At 61.4% G+C, this 24538-nt stretch carries 21 protein-coding genes; 12 read left to right on the top strand and 9 right to left on the bottom strand.

From position 1 onward, the window contains the following. Positions 1–115: 115 nt before the first annotated feature. On the top strand, positions 116–1963 hold the full coding sequence (gene treZ / locus M2360_RS21635; RefSeq protein WP_280777461.1) for a malto-oligosyltrehalose trehalohydrolase: 1848 nt from the start codon (positions 116–118) through the stop codon (positions 1961–1963). Positions 1964–1968: 5 nt separating this feature from the next. Here the strand turns inward: treZ and M2360_RS21640 are convergent, their stop codons facing one another. Then, on the bottom strand, positions 1969–2190 hold the full coding sequence (locus M2360_RS21640; protein ID WP_280777462.1) for a hypothetical protein: 222 nt from the start codon (positions 2188–2190) through the stop codon (positions 1969–1971). Between the two features lie 128 nt (positions 2191–2318). Between M2360_RS21640 and glgX the strand changes: the two genes are divergently transcribed. Beyond that, positions 2319–4397 (top strand): glycogen debranching protein GlgX, encoded by a 2079-nt coding sequence (gene glgX, locus M2360_RS21645; protein ID WP_280777463.1) that lies wholly within the window; start codon positions 2319–2321, stop codon positions 4395–4397. A 54-nt stretch (positions 4398–4451) separates the two neighbouring features. On the opposite strand, the gene M2360_RS21650 is transcribed toward glgX, so the two are convergent. Further along, positions 4452–5150: a YafY family protein gene (locus M2360_RS21650; protein WP_280777464.1), complete on the bottom strand. Its 699-nt coding sequence runs from the start codon at positions 5148–5150 to the stop codon at positions 4452–4454. A gap of 121 nt (positions 5151–5271) precedes the next feature. Between M2360_RS21650 and M2360_RS21655 the strand changes: the two genes are divergently transcribed. After that, on the top strand, positions 5272–5907 hold the full coding sequence (locus M2360_RS21655; RefSeq protein ID WP_280777465.1) for a LysE family translocator: 636 nt from the start codon (positions 5272–5274) through the stop codon (positions 5905–5907). Between the two features lie 77 nt (positions 5908–5984). Here the strand turns inward: M2360_RS21655 and M2360_RS21660 are convergent, their stop codons facing one another. Both M2360_RS21660 and M2360_RS21665 read right to left on the bottom strand, forming a co-directional pair. Then, complete coding sequence (locus M2360_RS21660) at positions 5985–6467, bottom strand: BON domain-containing protein (protein WP_280777466.1); 483 nt, start codon at positions 6465–6467, stop codon at positions 5985–5987. Positions 6468–6492: 25 nt separating this feature from the next. Further along, positions 6493–6666, bottom strand: a complete 174-nt coding sequence (locus M2360_RS21665) for a hypothetical protein (protein ID WP_280777467.1) — start codon at positions 6664–6666, stop codon at positions 6493–6495. Between the two features lie 349 nt (positions 6667–7015). Between M2360_RS21665 and M2360_RS21670 the strand changes: the two genes are divergently transcribed. Further along, on the top strand, positions 7016–10792 hold the full coding sequence (locus M2360_RS21670) for a PAS domain S-box protein (protein WP_280777468.1): 3777 nt from the start codon (positions 7016–7018) through the stop codon (positions 10790–10792). Between the two features lie 26 nt (positions 10793–10818). Here the strand turns inward: M2360_RS21670 and M2360_RS21675 are convergent, their stop codons facing one another. Continuing rightward, positions 10819–11445, bottom strand: a complete 627-nt coding sequence (locus tag M2360_RS21675) for a LuxR C-terminal-related transcriptional regulator (protein WP_280777469.1) — start codon at positions 11443–11445, stop codon at positions 10819–10821. A 318-nt stretch (positions 11446–11763) separates the two neighbouring features. Here M2360_RS21675 and M2360_RS21680 point away from each other — a divergent pair, with 318 nt between their 5' ends. Together M2360_RS21680 and M2360_RS21685 are read left to right on the top strand one after the other, a co-directional pair. After that, positions 11764–14079, top strand: coding sequence for an NADP-dependent malic enzyme (locus M2360_RS21680; RefSeq protein ID WP_280777470.1), 2316 nt, complete (start codon positions 11764–11766; stop codon positions 14077–14079). A gap of 150 nt (positions 14080–14229) precedes the next feature. Next, entirely contained in the window at positions 14230–14535 is a 306-nt protein-coding gene (locus M2360_RS21685) for a hypothetical protein (RefSeq protein WP_280777471.1), read from the top strand. A 54-nt stretch (positions 14536–14589) separates the two neighbouring features. On the opposite strand, the gene M2360_RS21690 is transcribed toward M2360_RS21685, so the two are convergent. After that, positions 14590–14985 (bottom strand): rhodanese-like domain-containing protein, encoded by a 396-nt coding sequence (locus M2360_RS21690; protein ID WP_280777472.1) that lies wholly within the window; start codon positions 14983–14985, stop codon positions 14590–14592. A gap of 83 nt (positions 14986–15068) precedes the next feature. Here M2360_RS21690 and ftrA point away from each other — a divergent pair, with 83 nt between their 5' ends. The 3 genes from ftrA (at position 15069) to M2360_RS21705 (ending at position 18496) form a co-directional block, all read left to right on the top strand. Beyond that, positions 15069–16034: a transcriptional regulator FtrA gene (ftrA, locus tag M2360_RS21695; protein WP_280777473.1), complete on the top strand. Its 966-nt coding sequence runs from the start codon at positions 15069–15071 to the stop codon at positions 16032–16034. A 146-nt stretch (positions 16035–16180) separates the two neighbouring features. After that, positions 16181–17626, top strand: coding sequence for a cardiolipin synthase (gene cls, locus M2360_RS21700; protein ID WP_280777474.1), 1446 nt, complete (start codon positions 16181–16183; stop codon positions 17624–17626). Positions 17627–17707: 81 nt separating this feature from the next. After that, positions 17708–18496 (top strand): endonuclease/exonuclease/phosphatase family protein, encoded by a 789-nt coding sequence (locus tag M2360_RS21705; protein ID WP_280777475.1) that lies wholly within the window; start codon positions 17708–17710, stop codon positions 18494–18496. A 6-nt stretch (positions 18497–18502) separates the two neighbouring features. On the opposite strand, the gene M2360_RS21710 is transcribed toward M2360_RS21705, so the two are convergent. From M2360_RS21710 to M2360_RS21720, 3 genes are all read right to left on the bottom strand, one after another. After that, the gene (locus M2360_RS21710; RefSeq protein ID WP_280777480.1) at positions 18503–19387 is read right to left on the bottom strand and encodes a DMT family transporter; all 885 of its coding nucleotides are present in this window, start codon (positions 19385–19387) and stop codon (positions 18503–18505) included. Between the two features lie 212 nt (positions 19388–19599). Next, positions 19600–20253 carry a ChrR family anti-sigma-E factor gene (locus M2360_RS21715; RefSeq protein WP_280777476.1) on the bottom strand — a complete coding sequence of 218 codons (654 nt, stop codon included), beginning with the start codon at positions 20251–20253 and terminating at the stop codon, positions 19600–19602. Further along, entirely contained in the window at positions 20250–20897 is a 648-nt protein-coding gene (locus tag M2360_RS21720; protein WP_280777477.1) for a sigma-70 family RNA polymerase sigma factor, read from the bottom strand. Before M2360_RS21720 ends, M2360_RS21715 begins: the two co-directional genes overlap by 4 nt. 348 nt (positions 20898–21245) lie before the next feature. Here M2360_RS21720 and M2360_RS21725 point away from each other — a divergent pair, with 348 nt between their 5' ends. The 3 genes from M2360_RS21725 to M2360_RS21735 are packed head-to-tail and all read left to right on the top strand — an operon-like array spanning position 21246 to position 24388. After that, complete coding sequence (locus M2360_RS21725) at positions 21246–22640, top strand: circularly permuted type 2 ATP-grasp protein (RefSeq protein ID WP_280777481.1); 1395 nt, start codon at positions 21246–21248, stop codon at positions 22638–22640. A gap of 6 nt (positions 22641–22646) precedes the next feature. After that, on the top strand, positions 22647–23588 hold the full coding sequence (locus M2360_RS21730; RefSeq protein ID WP_280777482.1) for an alpha-E domain-containing protein: 942 nt from the start codon (positions 22647–22649) through the stop codon (positions 23586–23588). Between the two features lie 8 nt (positions 23589–23596). Then, the gene (locus M2360_RS21735) at positions 23597–24388 is read left to right on the top strand and encodes a transglutaminase family protein (RefSeq protein WP_280777478.1); all 792 of its coding nucleotides are present in this window, start codon (positions 23597–23599) and stop codon (positions 24386–24388) included. Positions 24389–24538: the final 150 nt, after the last annotated feature.

The following is a 24538-nucleotide window of genomic DNA, read 5'->3' on the forward strand; positions in this document are numbered from 1 at the left end:
GGATAAATGCGGCCAGTCGCGAGCAGCCCTGCTATGCGCGACACCTTCTGAAACCTCCTCTTCTCGGGGAACCACCGCGCCGTCTGCCGGTTCTGCCGTCGCCGGAGGTCATTTCATGACGCAAGAACAGACGACGCCTCATCGCGTAGCCCCTTCTACGCCCCTCACTGAATTTCGCATGCATCCGCACAGCTGGGGAGCCCATTATGTCAGGGCGGGCGAAGTCTTGTTTCGCCTCTGGGCCCCGGATGTAGAGAGCATTGCGCTTCGCCTCAACGGTGCGGATCAGGACATGACCAAGGCGGGCGGTGGCTGGTTCGAATTGCTGGCCGCCGGCATTGCCGCGGGTGCGCGTTATCAATTCGTTCTCCCGGATGGCGCCGTGGTGGCCGATCCCGCCTCGCGGGCGCAGGATGGCGGCGTCTACGGAGCCTCCATCGTCACCGACCCCACCGCCTACCAATGGGGCGACACCGGTTGGATGGGTCGCCCATGGGAAGAGGCGATCTTCTATGAGATCCATGTCGGGACCTTCACGAAGCAAGGCACGTTCCGCGCCGCTATCGACCAGCTGGCCGATTTGGCCGATCTCGGGATCACCGCCATCGAGGTGATGCCGGTGGCGGAATTCGCCGGCGATCGCGGCTGGGGCTATGACGGCGTGCTGCTTTATGCGCCGCATCACAGCTATGGCGGCCCCGATGATTTCAAGGCCTTTGTTGACGCCGCCCACCGGCTGGGCATGATGGTGTTTCTCGACTGCGTCTACAATCATTTCGGTCCGGCAGGCAATTCGTTGCCGCTCTATGCCCGCTCCTTCTTCGACGCCGGGCGCGATACGCCCTGGGGCGCTGGCATCGACTTCTCCGAAAAGCCGGTGCGCGACTTTTTCATCGACAACGCCATGTACTGGCTGACGGAATTCAATATCGACGGTCTCCGGCTCGACGCCGTGCATATGATCGAGGACCAGACGGAGGCGCATTTCCTCACCGAGCTCGCCACCCGGGTCCATGCCGAATGCATCGGCCGCAAACGGCATCTGGTGATGGAGGACAGTTCCAACCGGACGATCTTTCTCAGCGGCGATCTGCCCGTTGAACAGCGCCATGACGCTGCCTGGAACGATGATTTCCACCACGCCATGCACGCCTTCGTCACAGGGGCGACGACCGGGCACTTCGCCGATTTCGCCGAGCGGCCCTTCGAGGAAATGGCGGCGACGCTGGCCCAGGGCTATGTGCGCACCTTGGAGCCGGAACTGATCTATGACGGACAGTCAATGCCCGCGCCCGCCACTCTCGCGCCCACCGCCTATGTGCATTTTCTCCAGAACCACGACCAGATCGGCAATCGGAGCTATGGCGACCGGTTGCGGCAGCCGGAGCGGGAAGCGCTCTATGATCTCCTGACGTCGATTGTGTTTCTGTCGCCGCAGATCCCGATGCTGTTCATGGGCGAGGACTATGGCGAGACACAGCCTTTCCTGTTCTTCTGCGATCATCAGGGCGAGGTTGCGCGGGAGGCGCGTGAAAACCGCATCCAGGAAGGCCTGGCCTTTGCGACCCTGAAGGAGGGCGAGCGGCCTGATGATCTCATCGACCCCAATTCCCCCGACGCATTCTTGCAGTCGAAAATCGATTGGAGCCGGCGCAAGTCGCCAGAAGGGGTGCAGCAGCTCGAACAGATCAAGACGCTGATCGGTCTGCGTCGCCGGTTCGTCATGCCATACTTAGCCCATATCGGGCGCGGGTCCGGGCGACTTCTTGCGGGAGAGGACGGACATTTGGCTGTGGACTGGCGGCTGAATGGCGCGAAGCTGCAACTCCGCGCCAATTTCGATGACAAAGACGCCCGCTTGCCGGCAATCGAGGGCGAGATTTTCCATCGATACGGCGAAGGCTCTGCGCGAGGGGAAGTTCTCCCGCCCTTGAGCGCTTTGTTTGCGATCAAGTCGACATAGACGCCTCAGGGACGCCGGAGAGTGAGATCGGCGCCGTTGATCGAAGCCGGCACGGACATTTGTTCATGACAGCGCTTCGGCAAAGGCAGATCCACGGCGTCCGGCGTCAGGCAGCGCGGCTGGACGGGAGGCGTGTTGCGCCGGATTTCGATCCTGGTCAGCGCCCAGGCAAGACGGGGTGATGCGGCGCGGGGGCCGGCGCGGTGCTGTCTGAAACGAATGCTCATGATGTCTCCTCCTCTGGTCCACGCTTCACAACCCCGTGACGTGCCTGATGGTTCCCGAAGCCGCGAAGACCAAGGAACCAAAACCCAGCCCGTCCGTTGCTGGCTCAGTTCAGGAAAAGAGGGCGACCATGGATATGAAGGCGGATCAATTCAGGATCGAGACCGGTCACGGCATGCGGCTCGGCGCCAATGTCGAAGAGGGCGGGGTCAATTTCGCGCTGTTTTCCGCGCATGCGCAGAACGTGGAGCTCTGCCTGTTCGATCCCACGGGATCGATGGAAATCGCGCGGCTGACGCTGCCGCAGAACACCAACGAGATCTGGCACGGTTTCGTGCCGGGGCTGAAGGCGGGCGCGCTCTACGGCTATCGCGTCCACGGTCCCTATGACCCGGAAAACGGTCACCGCTTCAACGCCAACAAGCTGCTCGTCGATCCCTATGCGCGCGCTTTCCATGGCGATCTCGTCAAATCCGACGCCCATTTCGCCTATGACCTCTATGCCGAAGACAAGGATCTGACCTTCGACGCGCGCGACAACGCATCGGAGATGGTCAAATGCGTGGTGGTCGATCCCTGGGCGGGCAAAAGTGCGGGTAAGCGCCCCTTCATACCCTGGGCCGAGGCGATCATCTATGAGACGCATGTGAAGGGCTTCACCAAGCTCAATCCGAACATTCCGGAAGCACTGCGCGGCACCTTCGAAGGCCTGGGACACAAGGCCGCCGTCGACTACATCAAGGCGCTCGGGGTGACCTCGGTGGAACTTCTGCCGATCCACGAGTTCTTCGACGACTTCCACCTGATGGACAAGGGCCTCAGCAATTACTGGGGCTACAACACATTCGGCTTCTTCGCGCCGGCGTCGCGCTATTTCGGCCCGAACGGCCGCGAAGGCTTCCGGGACATGGTGCGCGCCTTCCACGATGCGGGGATCGAGGTGATCCTCGACGTCGTCTATAATCACACCAGCGAAGGCAATGAACTCGGGCCGACCTTCTCCTTCAAGGGCATCGACAATTTCTCCTATTACCGCACGCTGCCGGACCAGCATCGCTACTACATCAACGACACCGGCACCGGCAACACGCTCAACACCTCGCATCCGCGCGTGCTGCAGATGGTGATGGATTCGCTGCGCCACTGGGTCGAGGAGATGGAAGTGGACGGTTTCCGCTTCGATCTCGGCTCCATTCTCGGCCGCGAGCCCGGCGGTTTCGACCAGCGTGGCGGCTTCTTCGACGCCGTGACGCAGGATCCGACGCTGGCAAGCGTCAAACTGATCGGCGAACCCTGGGATATCGGCCCCGGCGGTTATCAGGTCGGCGGCTTTCCGCCAGGCTGGGCGGAGTGGAACGACAAATATCGCGACAGCGTGCGCGAATACTGGAAGAACGACGACGGCAAGGCGCCGGATTTCGCCTCGCGTCTGCTGGGATCGGGAGATATCTACGACCAGCGCGGGCGCCAGCCGTGGTCGAGCGTCAATTTCATCACTGCCCATGACGGCTACACATTGCACGACCTCGTCGCCTATAACGACAAGCATAACGAGGCCAATGGCGAAGACAACAATGACGGCCACAACGACAACCGCAGCTACAATTACGGCGCGGAAGGCCCGACCGAGGACGAAGGCATCAACGCCGTTCGCGAACGGCAGAAGCGCAATTTCCTCGCGACCTTGTTCCTGTCGCATGGCACGCCGATGCTGCTCGCCGGCGACGAAATGGGCCGCAGCCAGGGCGGCAACAACAACGGCTACTGCCAGGATAACGAGATCAGCTGGCTCGCCTGGGAAAATCTTCCGCCGACCTGCAGCACGCTGCTCGACTTCACCCGTAAGGTGATCGCGCTGCGCAAGAGCCAGCCGTTGTTTCATCGTGAGAACTGGCGCGACGGCATGGTGGTCAACTGGTTCAACCAGGACGGCGGCCAACTCATGCCGGAACAGTGGGAAGCTGAAAATCCGCTCTGCCTGCATCTCGGCCGCGACGATCTCGTCGATGACGAGGCGCTGTGGTCGCACAGCCTGATGATCTTCAATCCGAAACCCGAGCAGATGCAGTTCCAGATCCCGGACATCGGCGGCTATTCCTGGCGGCTCGAACTGACCACCGAGGATGATGCGCGGCGCGGTTATGAATTTGCGCCGGGTCATCGTTTTGAAATGGATGAGCGCTCCCTGGCGGTTTTGCGTCGAGTGTAATCCGCGTTAACGTAAGCGCCTCCGTCTATTCGACGGGGGCGCGCGACTATGGACTTAAGCGCTTTCCGCTCGATGTATGCGCCATCCCGCGACCCATGCAGCCCGAAGCCGGTCGCCTTGCTTCCGAAAATACTCGCCTGTCGGCGCACTGCCTTCTATCCGGTCCATACGAAAATTGCGAATTGCCTGCCTCAACTCGCACCAGGCGACGACAACGGCGGATTCGGCGTAGTAGATCAACGCCAGCGGCCAGACGGTGCGGGACGTCCGGTTACCGGCCTCGTCGCAATAGTCGATCGATAATTTCTCCTCATCGCGAATGGCCGTGCGAATCAACTTGTATTCCGCGCCCTCAGGCGCTGGCGCGCTTCCGCCCCAGGCGTACAGCGCTCTTGCGGTCATGGATTGGCGCAGCGGCTCCGGCATGGCCGCAGCAATTTTCGCGACGACGCGTTCCGAAGCCTTGAGAAGATCCCGATCTCCCGTCCGCTCAATCATCGCCATGCCCAGCACGATAGCTTCGGTTTCCTCCACCGAAAACATCAGCGGGGGCAGGTCGAAACCCGGCCGCAGAATATAGCCGACGCCGCGCTCGCCGGCGATCGGCACCCGCATGGCCTGCAGTGCGGCGATATCCCGGTAGATAGACCTGACCGTGACTTCCAGCTGTGACGCAATGTCTGCGGCCGTCACCGGCGCTCTCGCCACTCTCAGGATCTGGATGATCTCGAACAGCCTCGACGCTTTGCGCATTGCCTTCGCCTTTACTCCTGACACATCGCTGTCAGTTGGGCTTGGGTATAACACGCTTCAACAGGCTGGAAAGCCTGCATTCCATTTTCACGACGTTCAAAAGAGGCGGCGCGCTACTGACATGACTTATGCTGAAAATCTCTGGCTGTTTCTTATTCTGCTCACCGGCGTCATCATTGTTCCCGGCATGGACATGGCTTTCGTCATCGCCAAAACCCTGTCGGGCGGACGACGCGCCGGATTGGCGGCGACGGCTGGAATGATGGCCGGCGGCGCCTGCCACACGCTGTTTGGCGTGAGCGCGGTCGCCGGATTGACGCTATGGATGCCGTTTTTCGCCCGACCGATGCTGGTCCTCGGCTCCGCCTATATGATCTGGATCGGCTTCACGCTGGCCAGGAGCTCGATCGTCGTTGGAGCGGTCGAAGCCGGCGGCATACTGCCGCTCAAACGGATTGTCTTTCAGGCGCTCATCACCTGCCTTCTCAACCCGAAAGCATGGCTGTTCACGCTTGCCGTCTATCCGCAATTCCTCAAATCTTCCTACGGCCCATACTGGGTGCAGGCCATTGTCATGGGGATGATGACGGTTCTCGTTCAGCTGACGATTTATGGCGGGTTTGCGCTGGCTGCGGCGCGCGGTCGCGATGCGATTGTCAACAGGCCGACACTGACGATCTGGGTGGGCAGAGGGGCCGGGGCCATGCTGATGGCGATCGCGATCTATATCGTCTTCCGCGGCTGGAACGATCTCTGATCAAAGGCCGCTCCCATGCAAAACGGCCTGTAGCGTCATCTCGCTGCAGGCCGTTTGCGATCAAGAACGGGCTGGGATCAGTCCGCATCCCTCGGAATATGGCTGTCGACGCCAATCAGGATGATGCGGTTGATCGTGTCGACCACGCCCGGCGTGGCCAAGGCAATCTGGTCGATCAGCTGCCGGTCATGTTCGGTTTCGATTTCTCCTTCAAGCGTGGCGACGCCGTCATGCACCGTCACTGTCAGCTGGTTGTCCTGCCAACGGCGGGTGTTGGTGAGGCGCTCATAGACGGCTTCCTCGACGCCGTCGTCTTCGACATTCTTCTCGGCGGTTTCCGGGAAAAGGCTTGGTCCGCCTTCGCTGTCGATCACCGGCGCATCAGAAATCTCGACGTTCGTCTTATCCTCGTCATCGAATTCGACGCCATAGGCTTCATTTTTCTTCGCCACGACCTCGGCGTCGGCATAGGGCCAGCCGTCGGAGATGTCGCGTTCATTGTAATCCCGATAGTCTTCTTCCCGGGGCTTGGGTCGCGGGGTCCTGGTCGGGGCTGCCATCTGTTGTCTCCTTGTTGTGATGGGTTCAATCCTGTCTCTGCCCCTCGGCGGGCGGCGAAGGGTCTGCCTCCGGAGGCGGCGGAGGCGGCTCGAAGCCGCGCCCGCGAATGCGTCTCGCCTCCCTGCGAAGGCGATAGACTTCGAGATTCACGACATTATCGGCCTGTCCCTTCGGCGGCTGGCTCGGCGTGTCGACCATCTGCTGCTCCTTGCTGAGTGCCTGCGGCTAGAACGCCGCGTGCCGGGAGGGGTTCCCTCGAGCCGGACAACGGAACCGCGCAGGCGCTTCCGCGTTCCCTTTGTCACTGCTTTTCTTGCCGGAGACGCGGTGAAAAAACATGTCTTGATCGGGAACCTTCTTCTTTCGGCTGCATTACGTGTCACGCGGGGCAGTGCGTGAGCAGAGGGATGTGGATGCGATTTCCGCGACACGTATTTGAAGACGAGATTATTTCGAAGTGCATGGCCAGGAAGGTGTCCGATGCTGGCGAGAGTTGTTTCGCCAGATCAGGTGGCCGTATGATGTCGCGATTTGTGCGGTGGTCGCTATGACCTATACGGCAGCGGACTTCGCCTTTTTGTCCGGCGGCGGACAGGCTGCCGACATTCTCGCCCGGTTCGACTGGTCGAACACGTCGCTCGGGCCGATCCCGTCCTGGCCGCAATGTCTCAGGACTGCCTGCAGCATCCTCCTGCAGTCGCCGGTGCCGATCGTGATGCTGTGGCACGAAGACGGCTATATGATCTATAACGACGCCTATTCCGTCTTCGCCGGCGGCAGGCATCCGCAGTTGTTCGGCTCGAAAGTGCGCGAGGGATGGCCCGAGGTCGCGGACTTCAATGACTATGTCATGAAAGTCGGCCTGGCCGGAAAAACGCTGGCCTATCGCGACCAGGAACTCACCCTCTATCGGCATGGTCGTCCCGAGCAAGTGTTCATGGATCTCGACTATTCCCCGGTGCTTGATGAAGAAGGCAAGCGGGTCGGGGTGATCGCCATTGTCGTGGAGACCACCGAAAAGGTCATGGCGCAGCGCCGTATCCGTGGGGAAAGTGAAAGATTGAGGCGCATGTTCGAACGTGCGCCCGGCTTCATGGCCACGACCTCCGGCTCCGACCATGTCTTCGAAACCGCCAACGCCGCCTTTCTCACTTTTGTCGGCCGCGACGATCTGGTCGGGCGGGCGCTAAGCGCAGTCATGCCTGAGGTAGTCCCGCAGGGTTATCTCGACATTCTCGATGACGTCTACCGCAGCGGTCAGCGCTTCGTTGGAGAAAATGCGCGGGTGCTCTTGCAGCCGACGGGCCAGGAGGCGCCGGACGAACGTTTCGTGGATTTCGTGCTCGAACCGCTTCTCGATGATCTCGGCAAGACCACCGGCATCTTCGTGCAGGGCAACGACGTCACGCACCGCAAGCGCGCCGAAGACGAATTGCGGGAGAGCGAACGTCGCTTCCGGTTGATTGCCGACAGCGCCCCGGTGATGCTGTGGATGGGCGACCAGAATGGCAGATGCGTCTATCTCAACGCCGCCCAGAGGCAGTTCTGGGGCGTGACGGAGAATGCGGTCGCCAATTTTGACTGGAGCGCGACGATCCATCCGGATGACGCCGAGACTGTTCATCCCGACTATGCGGCAGCCATGAGAGAGCATCGCAGCTTCACTATCGAAGCGCGCTATCGCAATGGCGCGGGCGCATGGCGATTGCTGCAGACCAATGCCCGGCCGCGCTTCGACACCGCCGGCGATTTTGTGGGCATGATCGGCGTCAATGTCGACGTGACAGATCTGCGCAATGAGGAGCGGCGGCGGCTGGCGCTGATCGAACTCAACGACCGCTTCCGCAAGTATGATGACCCCGCCGATATCGCCTATGCCGCTGGCGAGATCCTCGGCAAGACCCTCAAGGTCTGCAGGGCCGGCTATGGCACGATCGATCCGATCGCCGAGACGATCGTGATCGAGCGAGCCTGGACAGCTGACGACGTGCCGGCCGTGTCGGGCGTCGTCCATTTCCGAGACTATGGCGATTTCATCGAAGATCTCAAGCGCGGCGAGGCGGTGATTTTTTCGGATGCCGCCGAGGATCCGCGCACGCGAAATCATGTCGACGCATTGGCGGAGATCGGCGTTCGCTCCATGGTCAATCTGCCAATCAACGAACAGGGCGGAGTGGTGGCGCTACTCTATGTCAATGATCGCAATGTGCGCGCCTGGTCGACCGATGAAATCAGCCTGATACGGGACGTAGCCGAGCGGACACGCACGGCGGTAGAGCGCAGGCGCGCGGAGATGGCTCTGGGAGAGTTCGCCGAGTCGCTCGAACGCCAGGTGGCGCAACGCACCGCCGAATTGGATCGCGTATGGCGCAACTCACAGGACATTCTCATCATTGCAGACGAAGGCGGCGTCGTCCGGGCGGTCAATCCGGCCTGGACCACCATTCTCGGCCATAGCGGGCGGCTGGTGATCACGCACCTTTTGCCGAATTTTGTGGCCATCGAGCATCGCGCCGCCTTCATCGACACCTTGGCGGATGTCAAGACCGGTCCCTACACCAGGGTTGTCGAGACCCGCATGCGTCATATCGACGGATCATATCGCTGGATCGCCTGGCGGTTGTCTTTCGAAGATGACCTCGTTTTCGCCTATGGCCGCGACGTCACCGCCGAGAGGGAGCAGGCGCAGGCCTTGAAGCAGGCCGAGGAACAATTGCGCCAGGCGCAGAAGATGGAGGCGATCGGCCAACTGACCGGCGGTATCGCGCATGATTTCAACAATCTGCTTCAGGTAATTTCCGGTAATCTGCAGATGCTCGCCCAGGATCTCGATTCCGAAGAGAAATCGTCGAGACGCATCCAGAATGCGCTCGGGGGCGTCCATCGCGGCGCGAAGCTCGCCAATCAACTGCTCGCGTTCGGGCGGCGGCAGCCGCTCGAGCCGAAGGTCGTCAATATCAACCGTTTCCTGCAGGGTATCGGCGAGATGTTGCGGCGGACGCTCGGTGAAACGGTGGAGGTGGAAACCATCACCAGCGGCGGTCTCTGGAACACATTCGTCGATCCGACCCAGATCGAAAACGCGGTGCTCAATCTCGCCATCAATGCCCGCGACGCCATGGACGGGCAGGGCAAGCTGACGATCGAAGTGGGCAACGCCTATATAGACGAAGTTTATTGCCGTAACCATCCCGAGGTCGAACCGGGCCAATATGTGATGCTGGCGGTGACAGACACGGGCGTCGGTATGCCGCCAGAGGTTTTGGAGCGAGTGTTCGAGCCCTTCTTCTCCACTAAGCCGGTCGGAAAAGGAACCGGACTCGGCCTCTCCATGGTCTATGGCTTCGTCAAGCAATCCGGCGGCCATGTGAAGGTTTATTCGGAGGTCGGCCACGGCACGACGATCCGGCTTTATCTGCCGCGGTCGATGCAGGCCGAAGACCTGTTGACCGACATGGAGCATGGTCCGCCGCGCGGCGGAACCGAGACCATTCTCGTCGCCGAAGACGACGACGAGGTGCGCGCCACCGTCGTCGATATTCTCGGCCATCTCGGTTACCGGGTGTTGAAGGCGCGCGATGCGGCGAGCGCTTTGTCGGTGATCGAAAGCGGTGCGCCGATCGATCTCCTGTTCACCGACGTGGTGATGCCGGGGCCGCTGAAGAGCACGGAACTCGCCCGCAAGGCGAAAGAGCGTTTGCCGGATATCGCCGTTCTGTTCACATCCGGTTATACTGAAAATTCGATCGTGCATGGCGGACGTCTCGATCCAGGCGTCGAATTGTTGTCGAAACCCTATAGCCGCGAAGCACTCGCCCGCCGGATTCGACATCTGCTCGGCAACCGCGCTCAGAAGATCGAATCCCGCAGGCGATTGGAAAAGATTGCCCTTGTCCCGCCAGATCCGGCCGCGCCGACGCCAGCGCCTTCAGTCTCGCCGCAGTTGGAAAACGTGGCGCCGGCGACATCGGGGCCTTTGCGTATCCTGGCAGTGGAGGACGAACCCTTCATCCGCCTCGATCTGGTCGACATGCTCGCCGACGACGGACATGAGGTGGTGGAAGCCGCCTCGGGCGAGGATGCGTTGAAACAGGTGGCCGCGGGGCGTTTTGACGTGCTGCTCACCGATCTCGGACTGCCGGGCATGAGCGGCGACGAACTCGCCCGGCGCGTTCGGGAAATCGATCCTGATATCGGCGTGGTGTTTGCCACCGGCAACAATGCCGCCCCGCCGCTCGACACGGGGCGTTCGCCGGTGCTGCTGCGCAAGCCCTATGATCCCCGCGATCTCGCGCGCGCCGTCAAGGAGGCTGTGACGGCGTGATCAGGGCTGCGGCGCGACCGGTGTTGTCAGTCTAAGACGTCCTGGCAAAGGATAGCCGTGAGATGCGCGACATTGCGCGCCTTGTAGCGCTCCTTCAGCTGGCTGATGCGATGCTCCACGGTGCGGTGCGATACATCCATTTCACGGGCGATCTCCTTGGCTGTCAGGCCTTCCCTCAGCATCTGGCTGATAATGGATTCCTCCACGCTCAGATTTTCCACTTGTGGCGCGGGCTGCCTGACCGAGCGCACGTTTTCCAGACACACGGCCCAATTCGGCGAGCCCGTACTTCTTTGCGGCATGACGATCCGATCGAGAGAAAGTCGAAATCCCCGCAGGAATGCAATGCTGCTCTCAATGATGGGTTGTCGGGAATTTCTACTTTTTTCAAATGAGGGAACGAGATATTCGCGCAAATAGACATGGTCGTCGAAGGCGCGAAGGGGGCCGTTCCGAGGAAAATCCGCCTCGCGCAGCAGGGACGAGAAAGGCCCGGCTCCGCGGACGATCTCAACACTCCATTCAAGCGGTTCGTGCGCCTCCAGGGTGAGCGCGAATAAACGCATTTTCAGCGTCATATGCGTGTCGATCCCGAAAAGAAGGCCTTCGGGATCGTTCGTTTCGGAAGGATGGATTTCAACCCATCGATCCATCAGTCGCCGGCTGATGTCTCGGAAAAAAACGTCCCTTATCATTCCCGCCCACTTGGAATTGGCTTTTATCAATTTAGGAAATTCTACTTCTAAAAATAAGTGCAGAAATTTTCCTAGCAATGACTAGGTTCATTATAGGAGTTCAATCTCCGGTTAAAGCGTCTTGTGGGACATCTTGGCGGATAAACACCGGAAATATCATGATATTCGCGGTCACCTGAAAGCGGACCATAGCTTGCGATTACCTGATGCGAAATATTTCCATTTGTTTGCGTCATGCTCTAAAGGTCTGTGCGTCACAGACGGGATTCGAATTTGATGAGCGACAACAACCCCACCACGCCGCAGCAGCTTCCTGCCTCGGCCGATCTTGCCGAACAGGCGCTGTTCTTCCACCGCTATCCGCGCCCGGGCAAGCTCGAGATCCAGGCGATCAAGCCGCTCGGCAATCAGCGCGACCTCGCGCTCGCTTATTCGCCGGGCGTCGCGGCCCCCTGCCTCGCGATCAAGGACAATCCGGCGGCTGCCGCCGATTACACCTCGCGGGCCAATCTGGTGGCGGTGATCTCCAACGGCACGGCCGTGTTGGGACTGGGCAATATCGGCCCGCTCGCATCCAAGCCGGTGATGGAGGGCAAGGCGGTCCTGTTCAAGAAATTCGCCGGCATCGACGTGTTCGACATCGAGATCGAAGCGCCTGAGATCGACGAAATGGTGCAGGTGATCTCCTCACTCGAGCCGACCTTCGGCGGCATCAATCTCGAGGATATCAAGGCGCCGGAATGTTTCGAAGTCGAGCGCCAGCTGCGCGCCAAGATGAACATTCCCGTGTTCCATGACGACCAGCACGGCACCGCCATTATCGTCGCCGCCGCCATTCTCAACGGGCTGGAGCTCGCTGGCAAGGATATTTCCAAGGTCAAGATCGTCGCTTCCGGTGCGGGCGCGGCCGCGCTCGCCTGCCTCAACCTGCTGGTCGAACTCGGCGCCAAGCGCGAAAACATCTGGGTTCACGACCTTGAAGGCCTCGTCTACAAAGGCCGCCCGGTGCTGATGGATCCGTGGAAGTCTGTCTATGAGCAGGACAGCGACAAGCGGGTGCTGGCCGATTCCATCGGCGGCGCCGATGTGTTCCTCGGCCTGTCCGCCGCTGGCGTGTTGAAGCCGGAACTGTTGAGCCAGATGGCGGAAAAGCCGCTGATCATGGCGCTGGCCAATCCCAATCCCGAGATCATGCCGGAAGAGGCGCGCGCCGTGCGTCCCGACGCGATGATCTGCACGGGTCGGTCGGATTTCCCCAATCAGGTCAACAACGTCCTCTGCTTCCCCTATATCTTCCGCGGCGCGCTGGATTGCGGCGCGCGCACCATCAATGAAGCCATGAAGATGGCGGCGGTGAAGGCGATCGCCGGGCTGGCCCGCGAAGAGCCCTCAGATGTCGCCGCCCGCGCCTATTCCGGCGAAACGCCGATCTTCGGGCCTGACTATCTGATCCCGTCGCCCTTTGATCAGCGCCTCATCCTGCGCATTGCCCCCGCTGTCGCCAAGGCAGCCGAGGAAACCGGCGTCGCCGCCCGGCCGATCCAGGATTACGAAGCCTATCTCGATCAGTTGAACCGCTTCGTCTTCCGCTCCGGCTTCGTCATGAAGCCTGTTTTCGCCGCCGCCAAAGCCGCGCCGCAGAAGCGGGTGATCTTCGCCGAAGGCGAAGACGAGCGCGTGCTGCGCGCCGCCCAGGTGATGAAGGAAGAAAACATCTCCCGTTCGGTGCTGGTCGGCCGTCCGCAGGTCATCGAGACCCGTCTCAAGCGCTATGGTCTGCGCATTCAGCCGGGCGAGGATTTCGACATCGTCAATCCGGAAAACGATCCGCGTTTCCGCGACTATGCCGATCTCTATTTCTCGCTGGTCGGTCGCCAGGGCGTCAATCCGGAAGCTGCGCGCACCATGGTGCGCACCAACAACACCGTCATCGGCGCGCTGGCCGTCAAGCGCGGCGACGCCGATGCGCTCATCTGCGGGCTCGAAGGCCAGTTCGACCGGCATCTGCGCGATGTCGAGCAGATCATTGGCCGCAAGCCGGGCGCCTGCGCCTTCTCGGGCCTCAGCCTGCTCATCACCGCCCAGAGCGGCGCGCTGTTCTTCGCCGACACGTTCGTGACGCATAATCCGACCGCGGCCGAAGTCGCCGAGATGACGATTCTGGCGGCCGAGGAAATGCGGCGCTTCAACATCGCGCCCAAGGCGGCGCTTCTGGCGCATTCCAATTTCGGCTCGCGTGATTCCGAAAGCGCCAGCAAGATGCGCCAGGCGCTGGCCCTGGTGCGCGAACGCGCCCCAGATCTGGAAGTGGACGGCGAAATGCAGGGCGGCTCGGCGCTCAATGAGGCGCTGCGCAAGCGCGCCATGCCGAATTCGACCCTGACGGGCGAAGCCAATCTCCTGGTCTTCCCCAATCTCGACGCCGCCAACATCTCGCTCGGCATCGTCCGCACCATGATGGACGCGCTTCATGTCGGCCCGATCCTTTTGGGCGCGGCGCTTCCCGCCCATATTCTGTCGAGCTCGGTGACCTCGCGCGGCGTGGTCAATATGGCTGCGCTGGCAGTGGTCGAGGCGACGAACAAGGCTTGATGGACTGTGGGGGGCGCCGCGCGAGCGGCGTTCTCTTAGGCCAGGGCGCAGGAACCACCGCGCCAATTTGGAACCCTTCATCCAAACTCCTCATTGACCCTCACCCTCCTTGGCGCGACACTCTCCCACAAAGCATGAGAGGAGAACGTCATGGAGGCACTTGATCGCTGGCGGCATATGCGGAGCGCGCCGAGGGATGGCAGCCGTATTCTGGTGACCATTCGCGCCAGTGAGCAGGGGCCGGGGGCTGTCGATCTCGCTTATTGGTCGAAGGGCGACCAGTATGGCGGCGAGGCCTGGCGGTCCTCGGATTCTGCGCCGGGGCGCATCATCGAATATTCAGAGCCGGAAATGAAATGCTGGATGCCGTTGCCATCTGCGGAGCGCGACAGTCTTATTTTTCCTGCGCCCTGGAAGGGTAAGGATGACGAGGAACTGGACGGGTCCGGCATCTGAGCGGCGCGGCGCTATGATCGGAGCCGGAATTTCCGGCTCCGCGCCAGCCGCCCGTCACTCACCTGTCTGCAGCTCAAACCCCTCATCGATCCAGCCCGTCAGGCCGCCTGCCATGATCTTGACTGGCAGGCCAAGACGCGCGAGCCGGAGAGCGCCGCGGGCCGCGCCGTTGCAATGGGGGCCGGCGCAATAGGTGACGAAGATGGTTCCGTCCGGCCATTCCGCCATCTTGTTGCGGGTGATCTTGCCATGCGGCAGGTTGATTGCGCCGGGCACATGGCTTTTGGCGAAAAGGGTAGGGGAGCGGACGTCGAGCAGCACGAAATCGGCTCCGCGCGCCAGCGAGTCGTTTACGTCCCAGCAATCGGTCTCGAAGGTGAACTCTTCAGAAAAATGGGTGATTGCGGCCTCGGGGGAAGCGGGCGGGATCTCGGTCACGGCAGTGGTCATGGGTAGCTCCTTTCGTTGACCGGAACATGCCCGTTTCCCCATAAGGCTTGCAATTGGCGTGATTGACAATATACGTAAAGATCATGCCAAACACCTCGGGCCCTCTCGTCGTCGCTCTTCTTTATGATGGTCTCTGCACCTTCGAATTCGGCATCGTGGCTGAAATCTTTGGGCTGTCACGGCCCGAGATGGGCGAGGGCTGGTATCGTTACGCCAGCTGCGCCATCGAGCCGGGGCCGCTCAGGGCCCATGGCGGCTTTGTCATCCAGACCGAGGACAACGGCCATCTGATCGATGAGGCCGATCTCATCGTCGCGCCCGGCTGGAAAGGGGCGGGGGTTCCCGTGCCGCAGGATCTGGTCGAGCGGCTGAGGGCGGCGCATGCGCGGGGCGCCAGGCTCGCCTCGATTTGTTCGGGCGCCTTCGTGCTGGCCGCCACCGGGCTTCTCGATGGCGGTGTAGCGGCGACGCATTGGCGCTATGCCGAGGCGCTGGGCAAGGCCTATTTGGATGTCGAGGTCGACGCCGCCTCGCTCTATCGCGAGCATGGCCGCCTGTTCACCTCCGCCGGCAGCGCCGCCGGCATCGATCTGATGATCGAGATCGTCAGGCGCGATTTCGGACCGGATGCGGCCAATTCCGTGGCGCGGCGGCTGGTGATGCCGGCCCATCGCAGTGGCGGGCAGGCGCAGTTTCTCGAACGGCCGGTGCCGCGTCGCGAGGGCGCCGAGATCGCGCCGCTGCTCGATGCGATCAGGGCCGATCCGGCCTCCGCCTGGACGATTTCCCGCATGGCAGAATTTTGCCGGATGAGCGATCGAACTTTTCTGCGCCGCTTCCGCGACGCGACGGGATTGGCGCCCGGCGACTGGATCGCGTCGGAACGGGTCGAGCAGGCCAAGGAACGGTTGATCCGTGGCCGTGAAAGCGTCGACGAGATCGCCATCGCGCTCGGCTTCGGCGGCGGGCATGCGCTGCGCCATCACTTCCGCCGTCGCCTCGGCGTCAGCCCGGCCGATTATCGGGCCCGTTTTTCCATCAACGCCTGATCGGTCGGAAAATTACGCCTGATCTTGTCGGAACGCCGAACCATCCGGGGATGCGGCGCGTTGAGGGACGCCGCCTCGCGCTCTTGATGCCGCCGGACGGCAACCATATGTTCCTCTCCGGGACGTCCTCTCGCCCATGGGGCCGAATGATAGACATCTTTCAGAATTACTGGCCGCATATCCTGTTCGTCATCTCTATCGCCGCAGGCGCGGTGGCGGCGGCGCATGCCGCCATGACCAAGGAAGAAGCCCGCGCCGCCATCGGCTGGGTCGGCGTTATCTTATTGTCGCCGCTTCTCGGCGCGGCGCTTTATCTCGTCGCCGGCGTCAACCGCATCCGCCACAAGGCGCTCGCCACCCGCAAATCCGGCCATCGCCGTTTCGACAAGCAGATCCATGAACATGCGCTGTCGCCCCATCGCATCGTCGCGGAATTTGGCCAGCCTTATGGCGCCCTCAACCGGCTCGGCGACGCCTTCACCCGTTTCTACATGACCTCGGGCAACACCATCGCCATGCTCGAAAGCGGCGACCGGGCCTATCGTGAAATCGTCGAGGCGATCGACGGCGCACGGCATTCGGTGCTGCTCGAAAGCTATATCTTCGACAATGACGAGATCGGTCGCCGCATCGCCGACCGGCTTCTGGCCGCCAAGGCGCGCGGGGTCGAGGTGCGAGTGCTGATCGACGCTGTCGGCGCGCGCTACTCCTTCCCCAGCATCGTCAACTATTTTCGCCAGCGCGGGCTCAATGCGCGAAGCTTCAACGGCAATGTCATCATGGGGCTGAGAATGCCCTACGCCAATCTTCGCACCCACCGGAAGATCATCGTCATCGACGACAATCTCGCCTTCACGGGCGGCATGAACATCCGCGAGAGCTTCACGACGGAATTCGCAGGCGCCGAAAGCGCCCATGACACGCATTTTCGCGTCACCGGCCCTGTCGTCCGCGACCTCTTTGCAGTGGCGTCGGAGGACTGGCATTTCTCCACCGGCGAGAGATTGTCGCCGATCGCCCGCCCGTTGCAGGGCGCAGTCGAGCCCACCTATATGCGCGTCGTCTCCTCCGGTCCGGACGGATCGATCGAGACGAACCGGAATGTGATTATTGGCGCACTGTCGGTGGCGCAGAAGCATGTGCGATTGATGTCGCCCTATTTTCTTCCGGATCGCGAATTGGTCAGCGCGTTCGCCACGGCTGCCCGCCGCGGCGTGCGCATCGACATTCTCGTGCCGCAGGAAAACAATCTCCGTCTGGTCGACCTCGCGATGATGGCGCAGTTCGATCAGGTGGTGAAACATGGCTGCCATGTCTGGCGGGTCGGCGGCATGTTCAACCATTCCAAGCTGATGACCATCGACGGCGTCTGGTCCTATGTCGGCACGTCCAACATGGATCCGCGTTCGCTCAGGCTGAATTTCGAGGTGGATCTCGAAGTGCTGGACAGTCGTTTCGCGGAAGAGATTGAAAAGCGCGTTGACGCCGCGCTCGGTGAGGCGCGTGAGTTGACGCTGTCGGATATTCGCGATCGGCCATTGCCCTATCGGCTGTCGGAGAAAGTGGTCTGGCTTGCGTCACCTTATCTTTAGGGCCGCCTGCGACAGTGTGGCCCGAAACCGCAACGTCCCGCGTTGCGTTCTCCGGTAAATACCATTCGGAACCGTGACGCCATGATCCTCACCGCCTGGAAAAATCGCAAGAGCCGCCCTGTCATCGCGCCGGCTCTGCCGCGTCTTGGCGAGGAACAACTGATCGTCGCCTCCTACAATACGCATAAGGGCGTCGGCGGCGACCGCAGGCGCGATCCCAACCGCATCGTCGACGTGATCGCCGAGATCGGTCCCGATATCATCGCGCTGCAGGAAGTCGACACCCGCTTTGGCGAGCGCAAGGGTTTGCTCAATCTCGCCCGGCTGGAGCATGAATGCGGCCTGACGCCGGTGCCGCTCAGCCGCGCCACGGCTGCGCATGGTTGGCATGGCAATATCGTGCTGGTGAAGAAGCGCATGGTCAGCGCCGTGCATGAACTCCATCTGCCGGGGCTGGAGCCGCGCGGGGCGCTGATGACCGATATCGATCTCGAGGGCGGGCGCAGCCTCCGCATCATCGCCGCCCATCTGGGCTTGCTCGGCCGCTCCCGGTTAATTCAGGCGCGGCGACTGATCGCGATCATGGCCGAACATGCCTCGCGTCCCACCGTGCTGATGGGCGATTTCAACGAATGGCGGCTGGGATCGAAATCGGCGCTCAACGCCTTCCGTGACGCCTTCGGCCATCTGCCGCAGCCCGCGCCGAGCTTTCCGGCCCGGCTGCCCTTCCTGGCGCTAGACCGGATCATCGCCGATCGCCCGGGGCTGGTCAGCGATGTGGTGGTGCATGACAGTCCGCTGGCGCGGGTGGCGTCTGATCATCTGCCGATCAAGGCGGCGCTGACGCTGCCGTCGCCGGTTTCGGTGTAACGAGGGTCAGGCGACGGCGGGTTTGCGTCCCGCCAGCCAGACGCCGAACACCACCACCACGGTGCCGATGATCATATAGGGGCCGAGCGGCTCGCCGAGGAAGATAAAGCTCTCGATCGCCACCGCCGGCGGCATCAGATAGATCAGCGAGGCGGCGCGCGACACCTGGCCACGGCGGATCATGTAGAGCAGCAGCCCGACGCCGCCCATCGACAGCACGATCACCGACCATGCGATCACCAGCCAGAGTTCGAGACTGCCGTCGAAGCGCGTTTCTTCCCCGAACAGCGCCAAGGGGCCGACGATCATCACGGCGCCGAGATATTGCCAGACGGCGGTGGTGCGCATGTCGCCGCCGGTCACGAAGCGTTTCTGGTAAAGCGTGCCGAACACGACGCCCAGCATCGCCGTGATATTGATGGCGATGGGAATGGCGCGGCCTGCGAGCATGCCGGGCTCGACATTCTGGAAGCTGGGCGCCAGCGCGATGAGAATGCCGGCGAATCCGAGGATGAGGCCCGCCAACTGAATAGGGCTCAATCGCTCCTTGACCAGCCAGGGCGCAAGCGCCGCCGTCATCAAGGGCTGCAGCGCCGCGATCACGCCTGACACCGAAGCCGGCACCCCATGGAAAATCGCCCACCACACGCCGCCGAGATAGCAGCCATGCATCAGTGCGCCGGATACCAGGCCGTGGAAGATCGCGCGCGGGTTTTTCGGCCATGCGGCGCCCATGGCGAGGCTGAGCGCCGCGAAAGCCAGCGCCGCTAGCCCGAAGCGCACCGTGAGGAACAGTTCCGCCGTCGAATGCCAGCTGCCATAGACGGGCGCGATCCAGCCAGACGACCAGAGCAGAACAAACAAGGCGGGCGCGATGCGTTCGAGGGACACGGGCAGGCTCCGGGAAATCGACATGAACCGCCGCCGGTAGCGGATAGGCGTGAGCGGGGCAAGCGAAATTGCCGTCTGTTTTCGTTTCCGGGCGCTGGCGTCCAAGGCTCGCTCAACCCGCACACGCCGATCCTCAGAGCCGCTCGATTGTGCCGTCGCCCAGATAAAAAACGGCCGCGCGAGGCGGCCGTGAGAGGATGTGCTGACTGTGTTCAGATGCCGACGAAGGGCTGTATCATGCGGGCGATCCAGCCATGCGGGATCATCTGTCCCTCGATAGCCGCCAGACAGATGCATTCGCCATCCATCTCGACACGCGGCTGGTGATCGCCGTCGTCGTCTTCTTCCTCCAGATCGCCACGACCATAGCGGCCGTTTTCATCGCTGAAGGCGCCCTTCAGCACGAGGGTCAGTTCCGTGCCGGTATGGCCATGCTTCGGAAGCGCCTTGCCAGCGCCGATGCGCAGAAGAACGACATTGTAGCTCGGATCTTCCGGCACCTCGACCTTGGCGAAGCGCATGCCGGGGGCTACCCATTTCCACTTGCCGATCTTGCGTTGGCTGAGCGGTGCGGGAATATGAACGCCCATGTCCAGGCCGCCATGATCGTGGCGCACCGAAATTGGTTCGGCGGCGGCGGGGCCGGAGAGCTTGCCCAGCATACGTTCGAACAGGTCGGGCGAAACCTCTGTCATCGGCAACTCATCGAGCAGCGCGCCGCCCAATCGTTCGAATTCGGCCAGTCGCCTTTTGCTGTCGCTTGACATCGCCAGATGGCTCTGGAGCACCAGCGCCGGAGCGGGGCTGAGTTTGCCGGCGGCATAACTCACCAGGAGATCATCACTGGCGTGATGCGTAATCGTCATTTTGCGTCTTCCATCATCATCTGGCGCAGGCGCTGCAATGCCAGCCGCACCCGCGATTTGACCGTGCCCAGGGGAATGCCGAGGATCTGGGCGATCTCGGACTGGGGATTTTCCGAATAAAACGACATGCGGATCACCGTCGCCTGCTCTTCCGGCAGGCGCGCTATGGCTGCGCGCACCGCCGTCTCGTCCTGCCAGCCGATCAGTCGATCCTCTGCGGATGGATCTGTGTCGGGTTCGTTGACATCGGGCTCCACGGGCGTCGACACCATGCGCGACGTGCGACGGCGTCGATCGATGCCGCAGTTGCGGGCGATGGTGAAAATCCATGTCGAAACGCCGGCCTTGGCCGGGTCGAAGCTTTCCGCCCGCCGCCACAGATTGAGCATGCTTTCCTGGATCAGGTCTTCGCTTTCCGCATCGGTAAAGCCTTGCCGCATGAGAAACGACTTCAAGCGCGGAGCGTAGAAACGGAACAAGGCCGCGAAGGCCTGCATGTCCCTGTGCTCCGCGACCCGCCGCATCAACGCCGCGAGTTCCGCTGGCGGCGACATCGCGTCTCGATCCCCGGCGGCTACCATGTAGGAAGCCCGGGTTTCGCGTTGATCGGCCCGCTTGGCCGGTATGGTCCTGATCTCATTCATGCCTCTCTTACGCCGGAGCCGGAAGCGCGGATCACGAGCGGTATATCAAGGTTAATTAATTGATCTTCTCCAGGCTGGCAAATGTCCCATGCTGTCATGACAATAGCGAGAGCCAGATTGGAGCGCATGTCCTTATACGCGTGTTCATAGTGACGTCGCTCCCAGTTTGTGCAAATGCACAATTCTCGCCCTGGTTTTGTGCACTTCAAATGGGCGCCCCCGGAGGCGTGGCGATAAAGGACGCAAAAAATACGCAGACAGGACCGTGCATGCTTCTTGCATTGCTTCCGACATTGGTTTCAAATGCCTGAACAATAAACGGGGAATTGAGATTTGGCGTTCGACGAAATGATCGACGCGGAGGGCAATCCGCGAGAGCCTTACCGCAAATATTTTGAATGGTTCAACGAGCAGGACCCGTCCTATCTGGCGGCGAAGGCGAGGGACGCTGAAAACATCTTCCGGAGGACAGGCATCACCTTCGCGGTCTATGGCCACGAAGACGCCACGGAAAAACTGATCCCCTTCGATCTCATTCCGCGCATCATTTCCGGCAAGGAATGGCGCAAGCTGGCCCAGGGTATCGAACAGCGCGTTCTCGCGCTCAACGCCTTTCTCGAAGACATCTATCACAAGCAGGAAATCATCAAGGCGGGCCGCATTCCCCGCGAATTGATCGAAAAGAATTCGGCCTTCCTGCCGCAGATGATCGGCATGAAGCCGCCGGGCGGCGTCTACACCCATATTATCGGCACAGATATCGTACGAACCGGTGAAGACCAGTTCTATGTGCTGGAAGACAATGCCCGCACACCGTCGGGCGTGTCCTATATGCTGGAAGACCGGGAAACCATGATGCAGATGTTCCCGGATCTGTTCCACAAAGTCCGGGTGCGACCGGTGGAGGATTATCCGACGCAATTGCGCCAGAGCCTCGACTGTCTCGCGCCTCCGGGCTGCAAGGGCAAGCCGCGCGTTGTGGTGCTGACGCCCGGCATCTTCAACTCGGCCTATTACGAACACGCCTTCCTTGCCGACCAGATGGGCGCCGAACTTGTGGAAGGCTCCGACCTCCGCGTTATCGACGGCAAGGTCTGCATGCGCACCACGCAGGGTTATGAATCGGTCGATGTGATCTATCGCCGCGTCGACGACGACTTCCTCGATCCGCTGACCTTCCGACCGGATTCGGCGCTTGGCGTCGCTGGCATCATGGATGTCTATCGCGCCGGCAATGTCACCATCGCCAATGCGCCGGGCACCGGCATTTCCGACGACAAGGCTATCTATTCCTACATGCCTGAAATCGTCGAATTCTATACCGGTCGCAAGGCGATGCTGGAGAACGTGCCGACCTGGCGCTGTTCGGAGCCCGACAGCTTCAAATATGTGATGGAGCATCTGCCCGAACTGGTGGTGAAGGAAGTGCATGGGTCAGGCGGCTACGGCATGCTGGTCGGACCCACCGCGACGCGCAAGGAAATCGCGCTGTTTGCAGAAAAGCTGAAAGCCAAGCCGGGCAACTATATCGCCCAGCCGACGCTGTCGCTGTCGACCGTTCCGATCATGGTGAAGAAGGGCATCGCGCCCCGACATGTCGATCTCCGGCCTTACGTGCTGGTGTCGGACAAGGTGCATATCATCCCCGGCGGGTTGACCCGCGTCGCGCTCAAGAAAGGCTCGCTGGTGGTCAATTCCAGCCAGGGCGGCGGCACGAAAGACACCTGGGTGCTGGAGGACTGATCGATGATGCTCGGAAGAACCGCTAATGGCCTGTTCTGGATGTCCCGCTATCTGGAACGCGCCGAAAACACCGCCCGCCTCATCGACGCCGGTTTCCGCATGTCGTTGACGCGCTCCACTGAAAGCGAAGAGGATTGGGACGGCGTGTTGCAGAGCGCCGGCGTGCGCGAACTCTACGCGGCGAAATATGAGAAACTGTCCGGCGCCGATGCGATGGATTTTCTCATGCGTGACAAGACCAATCCGTCCTCGGTGATCAACTGCCTGGAATTCGGCCGCAACAACGCCCGCATGGTGCGCACGGCGCTGACGCGCGAAGCCTGGGAGAGCATCAACGAGACCTGGCTCGACCTGAGAACCGTGCTGGCGAGAAAGGTGACCCACGCCACGCTGCCGGATGTGATCGACGCCATCAAGCGGCGGGTCGCGCATATGCGCGGCGCATTCTCGGGCACGCAATTGCGCGACGAACTCTATAATTTCGCCATGCTCGGCTCCTTCATTGAGCGGGCCGACAACACCGCGCGCATTCTCGACGTCAAATATTATGTGTTGTTGCCGTCGCTCCTGCATGTCGGCGGATCGATGGACAATTTCCACTGGCAGTCGATTCTCCGGTCGGTGTCGGCCTTCCGCTCTTACTCCTGGGTCTATGACGCGGAATACAAGCCGGCCAACATCGCGCATTTCCTGATCGTTAACAGGCGCATGCCACGCTCGCTGGCCTTCTGCTATGAGCAGATCAATTCCAATCTGGCGCATCTGGCGCGGGATTATGGCGGCCAGGTGGCGGCGCATGAGACGGCGGCGCGCACCCGCAACATGTTGCTGACGACCTCGATTGACGAGATCATGGACAAGGGACTGCACGAGTTTCTCGAAGGCTTCATCCTGTCCAACGACACATTGGCCAGCGAGATCAGCGACGGCTACCGGTTCTACAAGTGAGTTGAGACATGCGCCTGAAAATCAGCCACATGACGGAATATAACTATGACGAACCGGTGGAATTCGCCCTGCAAAGGCTCAGGCTGACGCCACGGGATTGGCCTGGCCAGAAAGTGCTGTCCTGGCAAACACTGGTGACCGGGGCGGGGCATCAGGCCTTCTATGACGATCACTTCGGCAATCGCGTCGAATTGGTCAGCGTCATCGAGGGCCAGTCCTCCATCCGCATCATGGCCCAGGGCGAGGTGGAAACCGAGGAAATGAACGGCGTGTTCGGTCCGCATAAGGGATATGCGCCGCTCTGGCTATTCCGGCGCGAAACGCCGCTCACCAAGCCTGGCAAACTGGTGCGGGAACTCGCGAAATCCGTGGACGGGGACGGGGATCTGGCCCGCATGCACGCATTGATGGCCGCCATCCACGCGGCCATAGACTACAAGAAGGGCGTGACGACGTCGGAAACCGCGGCCGAACAGGCTCTCGAACTCAGAGCCGGCGTCTGCCAGGACCATGCCCATGTGTTCATTGCGGCTGCGCGACTCCTGGGCCTTCCGGCGCGGTATGTCTCCGGCTACATGCTCGACGGCTCCGATATGGCGGCCGCCAGCCATGCCTGGGCGGAGGCGCATATCGACGGGCTCGGCTGGGTTGGCTTCGATGTCGCCAACGAGATCTGCCCGGACGAACGATATGTTCGCGTGGCCACCGGTCTTGACACATCCGACACGGCGCCGGTGTCCGGCATGCGGCTGGGAACATCGCCGGAAATGATCATCGTCAATGTGACGGTCGAACAGTAGATCAGCCCTGCCGCCATGGCCATTTCAATTCGCCCGGCTCGCCGCCGGGCGTTTTTTATGAAGTAAATAAACCTCCACCTACGGTGGAGGACTGGACGAGTTCTACATAGTAGTTGAGAGACCTCTGGCTTGGACCGTTAGATTGTGCGG

The organism is Rhizobium sp. SG_E_25_P2 (genome assembly GCF_029892285.1).
In the GTDB taxonomy this organism is placed as follows: domain Bacteria; phylum Pseudomonadota; class Alphaproteobacteria; order Rhizobiales; family Rhizobiaceae; genus Rhizobium_E.

Coding starts and splice junctions, on each gene's coding strand:
- ftrA (WP_280777473.1), top strand. CDS start 15,069: ATGCCAAACACCTCGGGCCCTCTCGTCGTCGCTCTTCTTTATGATGGT.
- M2360_RS21650 (WP_280777464.1), bottom strand. CDS start 5,150: ATGCGCAAAGCGTCGAGGCTGTTCGAGATCATCCAGATCCTGAGAGTG.
- M2360_RS21655 (WP_280777465.1), top strand. CDS start 5,272: ATGACTTATGCTGAAAATCTCTGGCTGTTTCTTATTCTGCTCACCGGC.
- M2360_RS21665 (WP_280777467.1), bottom strand. CDS start 6,666: ATGGTCGACACGCCGAGCCAGCCGCCGAAGGGACAGGCCGATAATGTC.
- M2360_RS21735 (WP_280777478.1), top strand. CDS start 23,597: ATGCGCCTGAAAATCAGCCACATGACGGAATATAACTATGACGAACCG.
- M2360_RS21730 (WP_280777482.1), top strand. CDS start 22,647: ATGCTCGGAAGAACCGCTAATGGCCTGTTCTGGATGTCCCGCTATCTG.
- M2360_RS21685 (WP_280777471.1), top strand. CDS start 14,230: ATGGAGGCACTTGATCGCTGGCGGCATATGCGGAGCGCGCCGAGGGAT.
- M2360_RS21640 (WP_280777462.1), bottom strand. CDS start 2,190: ATGAGCATTCGTTTCAGACAGCACCGCGCCGGCCCCCGCGCCGCATCA.
- M2360_RS21690 (WP_280777472.1), bottom strand. CDS start 14,985: ATGACCACTGCCGTGACCGAGATCCCGCCCGCTTCCCCCGAGGCCGCA.
- M2360_RS21675 (WP_280777469.1), bottom strand. CDS start 11,445: ATGGATCGATGGGTTGAAATCCATCCTTCCGAAACGAACGATCCCGAA.
- M2360_RS21715 (WP_280777476.1), bottom strand. CDS start 20,253: ATGACGATTACGCATCACGCCAGTGATGATCTCCTGGTGAGTTATGCC.
- M2360_RS21705 (WP_280777475.1), top strand. CDS start 17,708: ATGATCCTCACCGCCTGGAAAAATCGCAAGAGCCGCCCTGTCATCGCG.
- M2360_RS21670 (WP_280777468.1), top strand. CDS start 7,016: ATGACCTATACGGCAGCGGACTTCGCCTTTTTGTCCGGCGGCGGACAG.
- M2360_RS21680 (WP_280777470.1), top strand. CDS start 11,764: ATGAGCGACAACAACCCCACCACGCCGCAGCAGCTTCCTGCCTCGGCC.
- glgX (WP_280777463.1), top strand. CDS start 2,319: ATGGATATGAAGGCGGATCAATTCAGGATCGAGACCGGTCACGGCATG.
- treZ (WP_280777461.1), top strand. CDS start 116: ATGACGCAAGAACAGACGACGCCTCATCGCGTAGCCCCTTCTACGCCC.
- M2360_RS21660 (WP_280777466.1), bottom strand. CDS start 6,467: ATGGCAGCCCCGACCAGGACCCCGCGACCCAAGCCCCGGGAAGAAGAC.
- cls (WP_280777474.1), top strand. CDS start 16,181: ATGATAGACATCTTTCAGAATTACTGGCCGCATATCCTGTTCGTCATC.
- M2360_RS21725 (WP_280777481.1), top strand. CDS start 21,246: ATGATCGACGCGGAGGGCAATCCGCGAGAGCCTTACCGCAAATATTTT.
- M2360_RS21720 (WP_280777477.1), bottom strand. CDS start 20,897: ATGAATGAGATCAGGACCATACCGGCCAAGCGGGCCGATCAACGCGAA.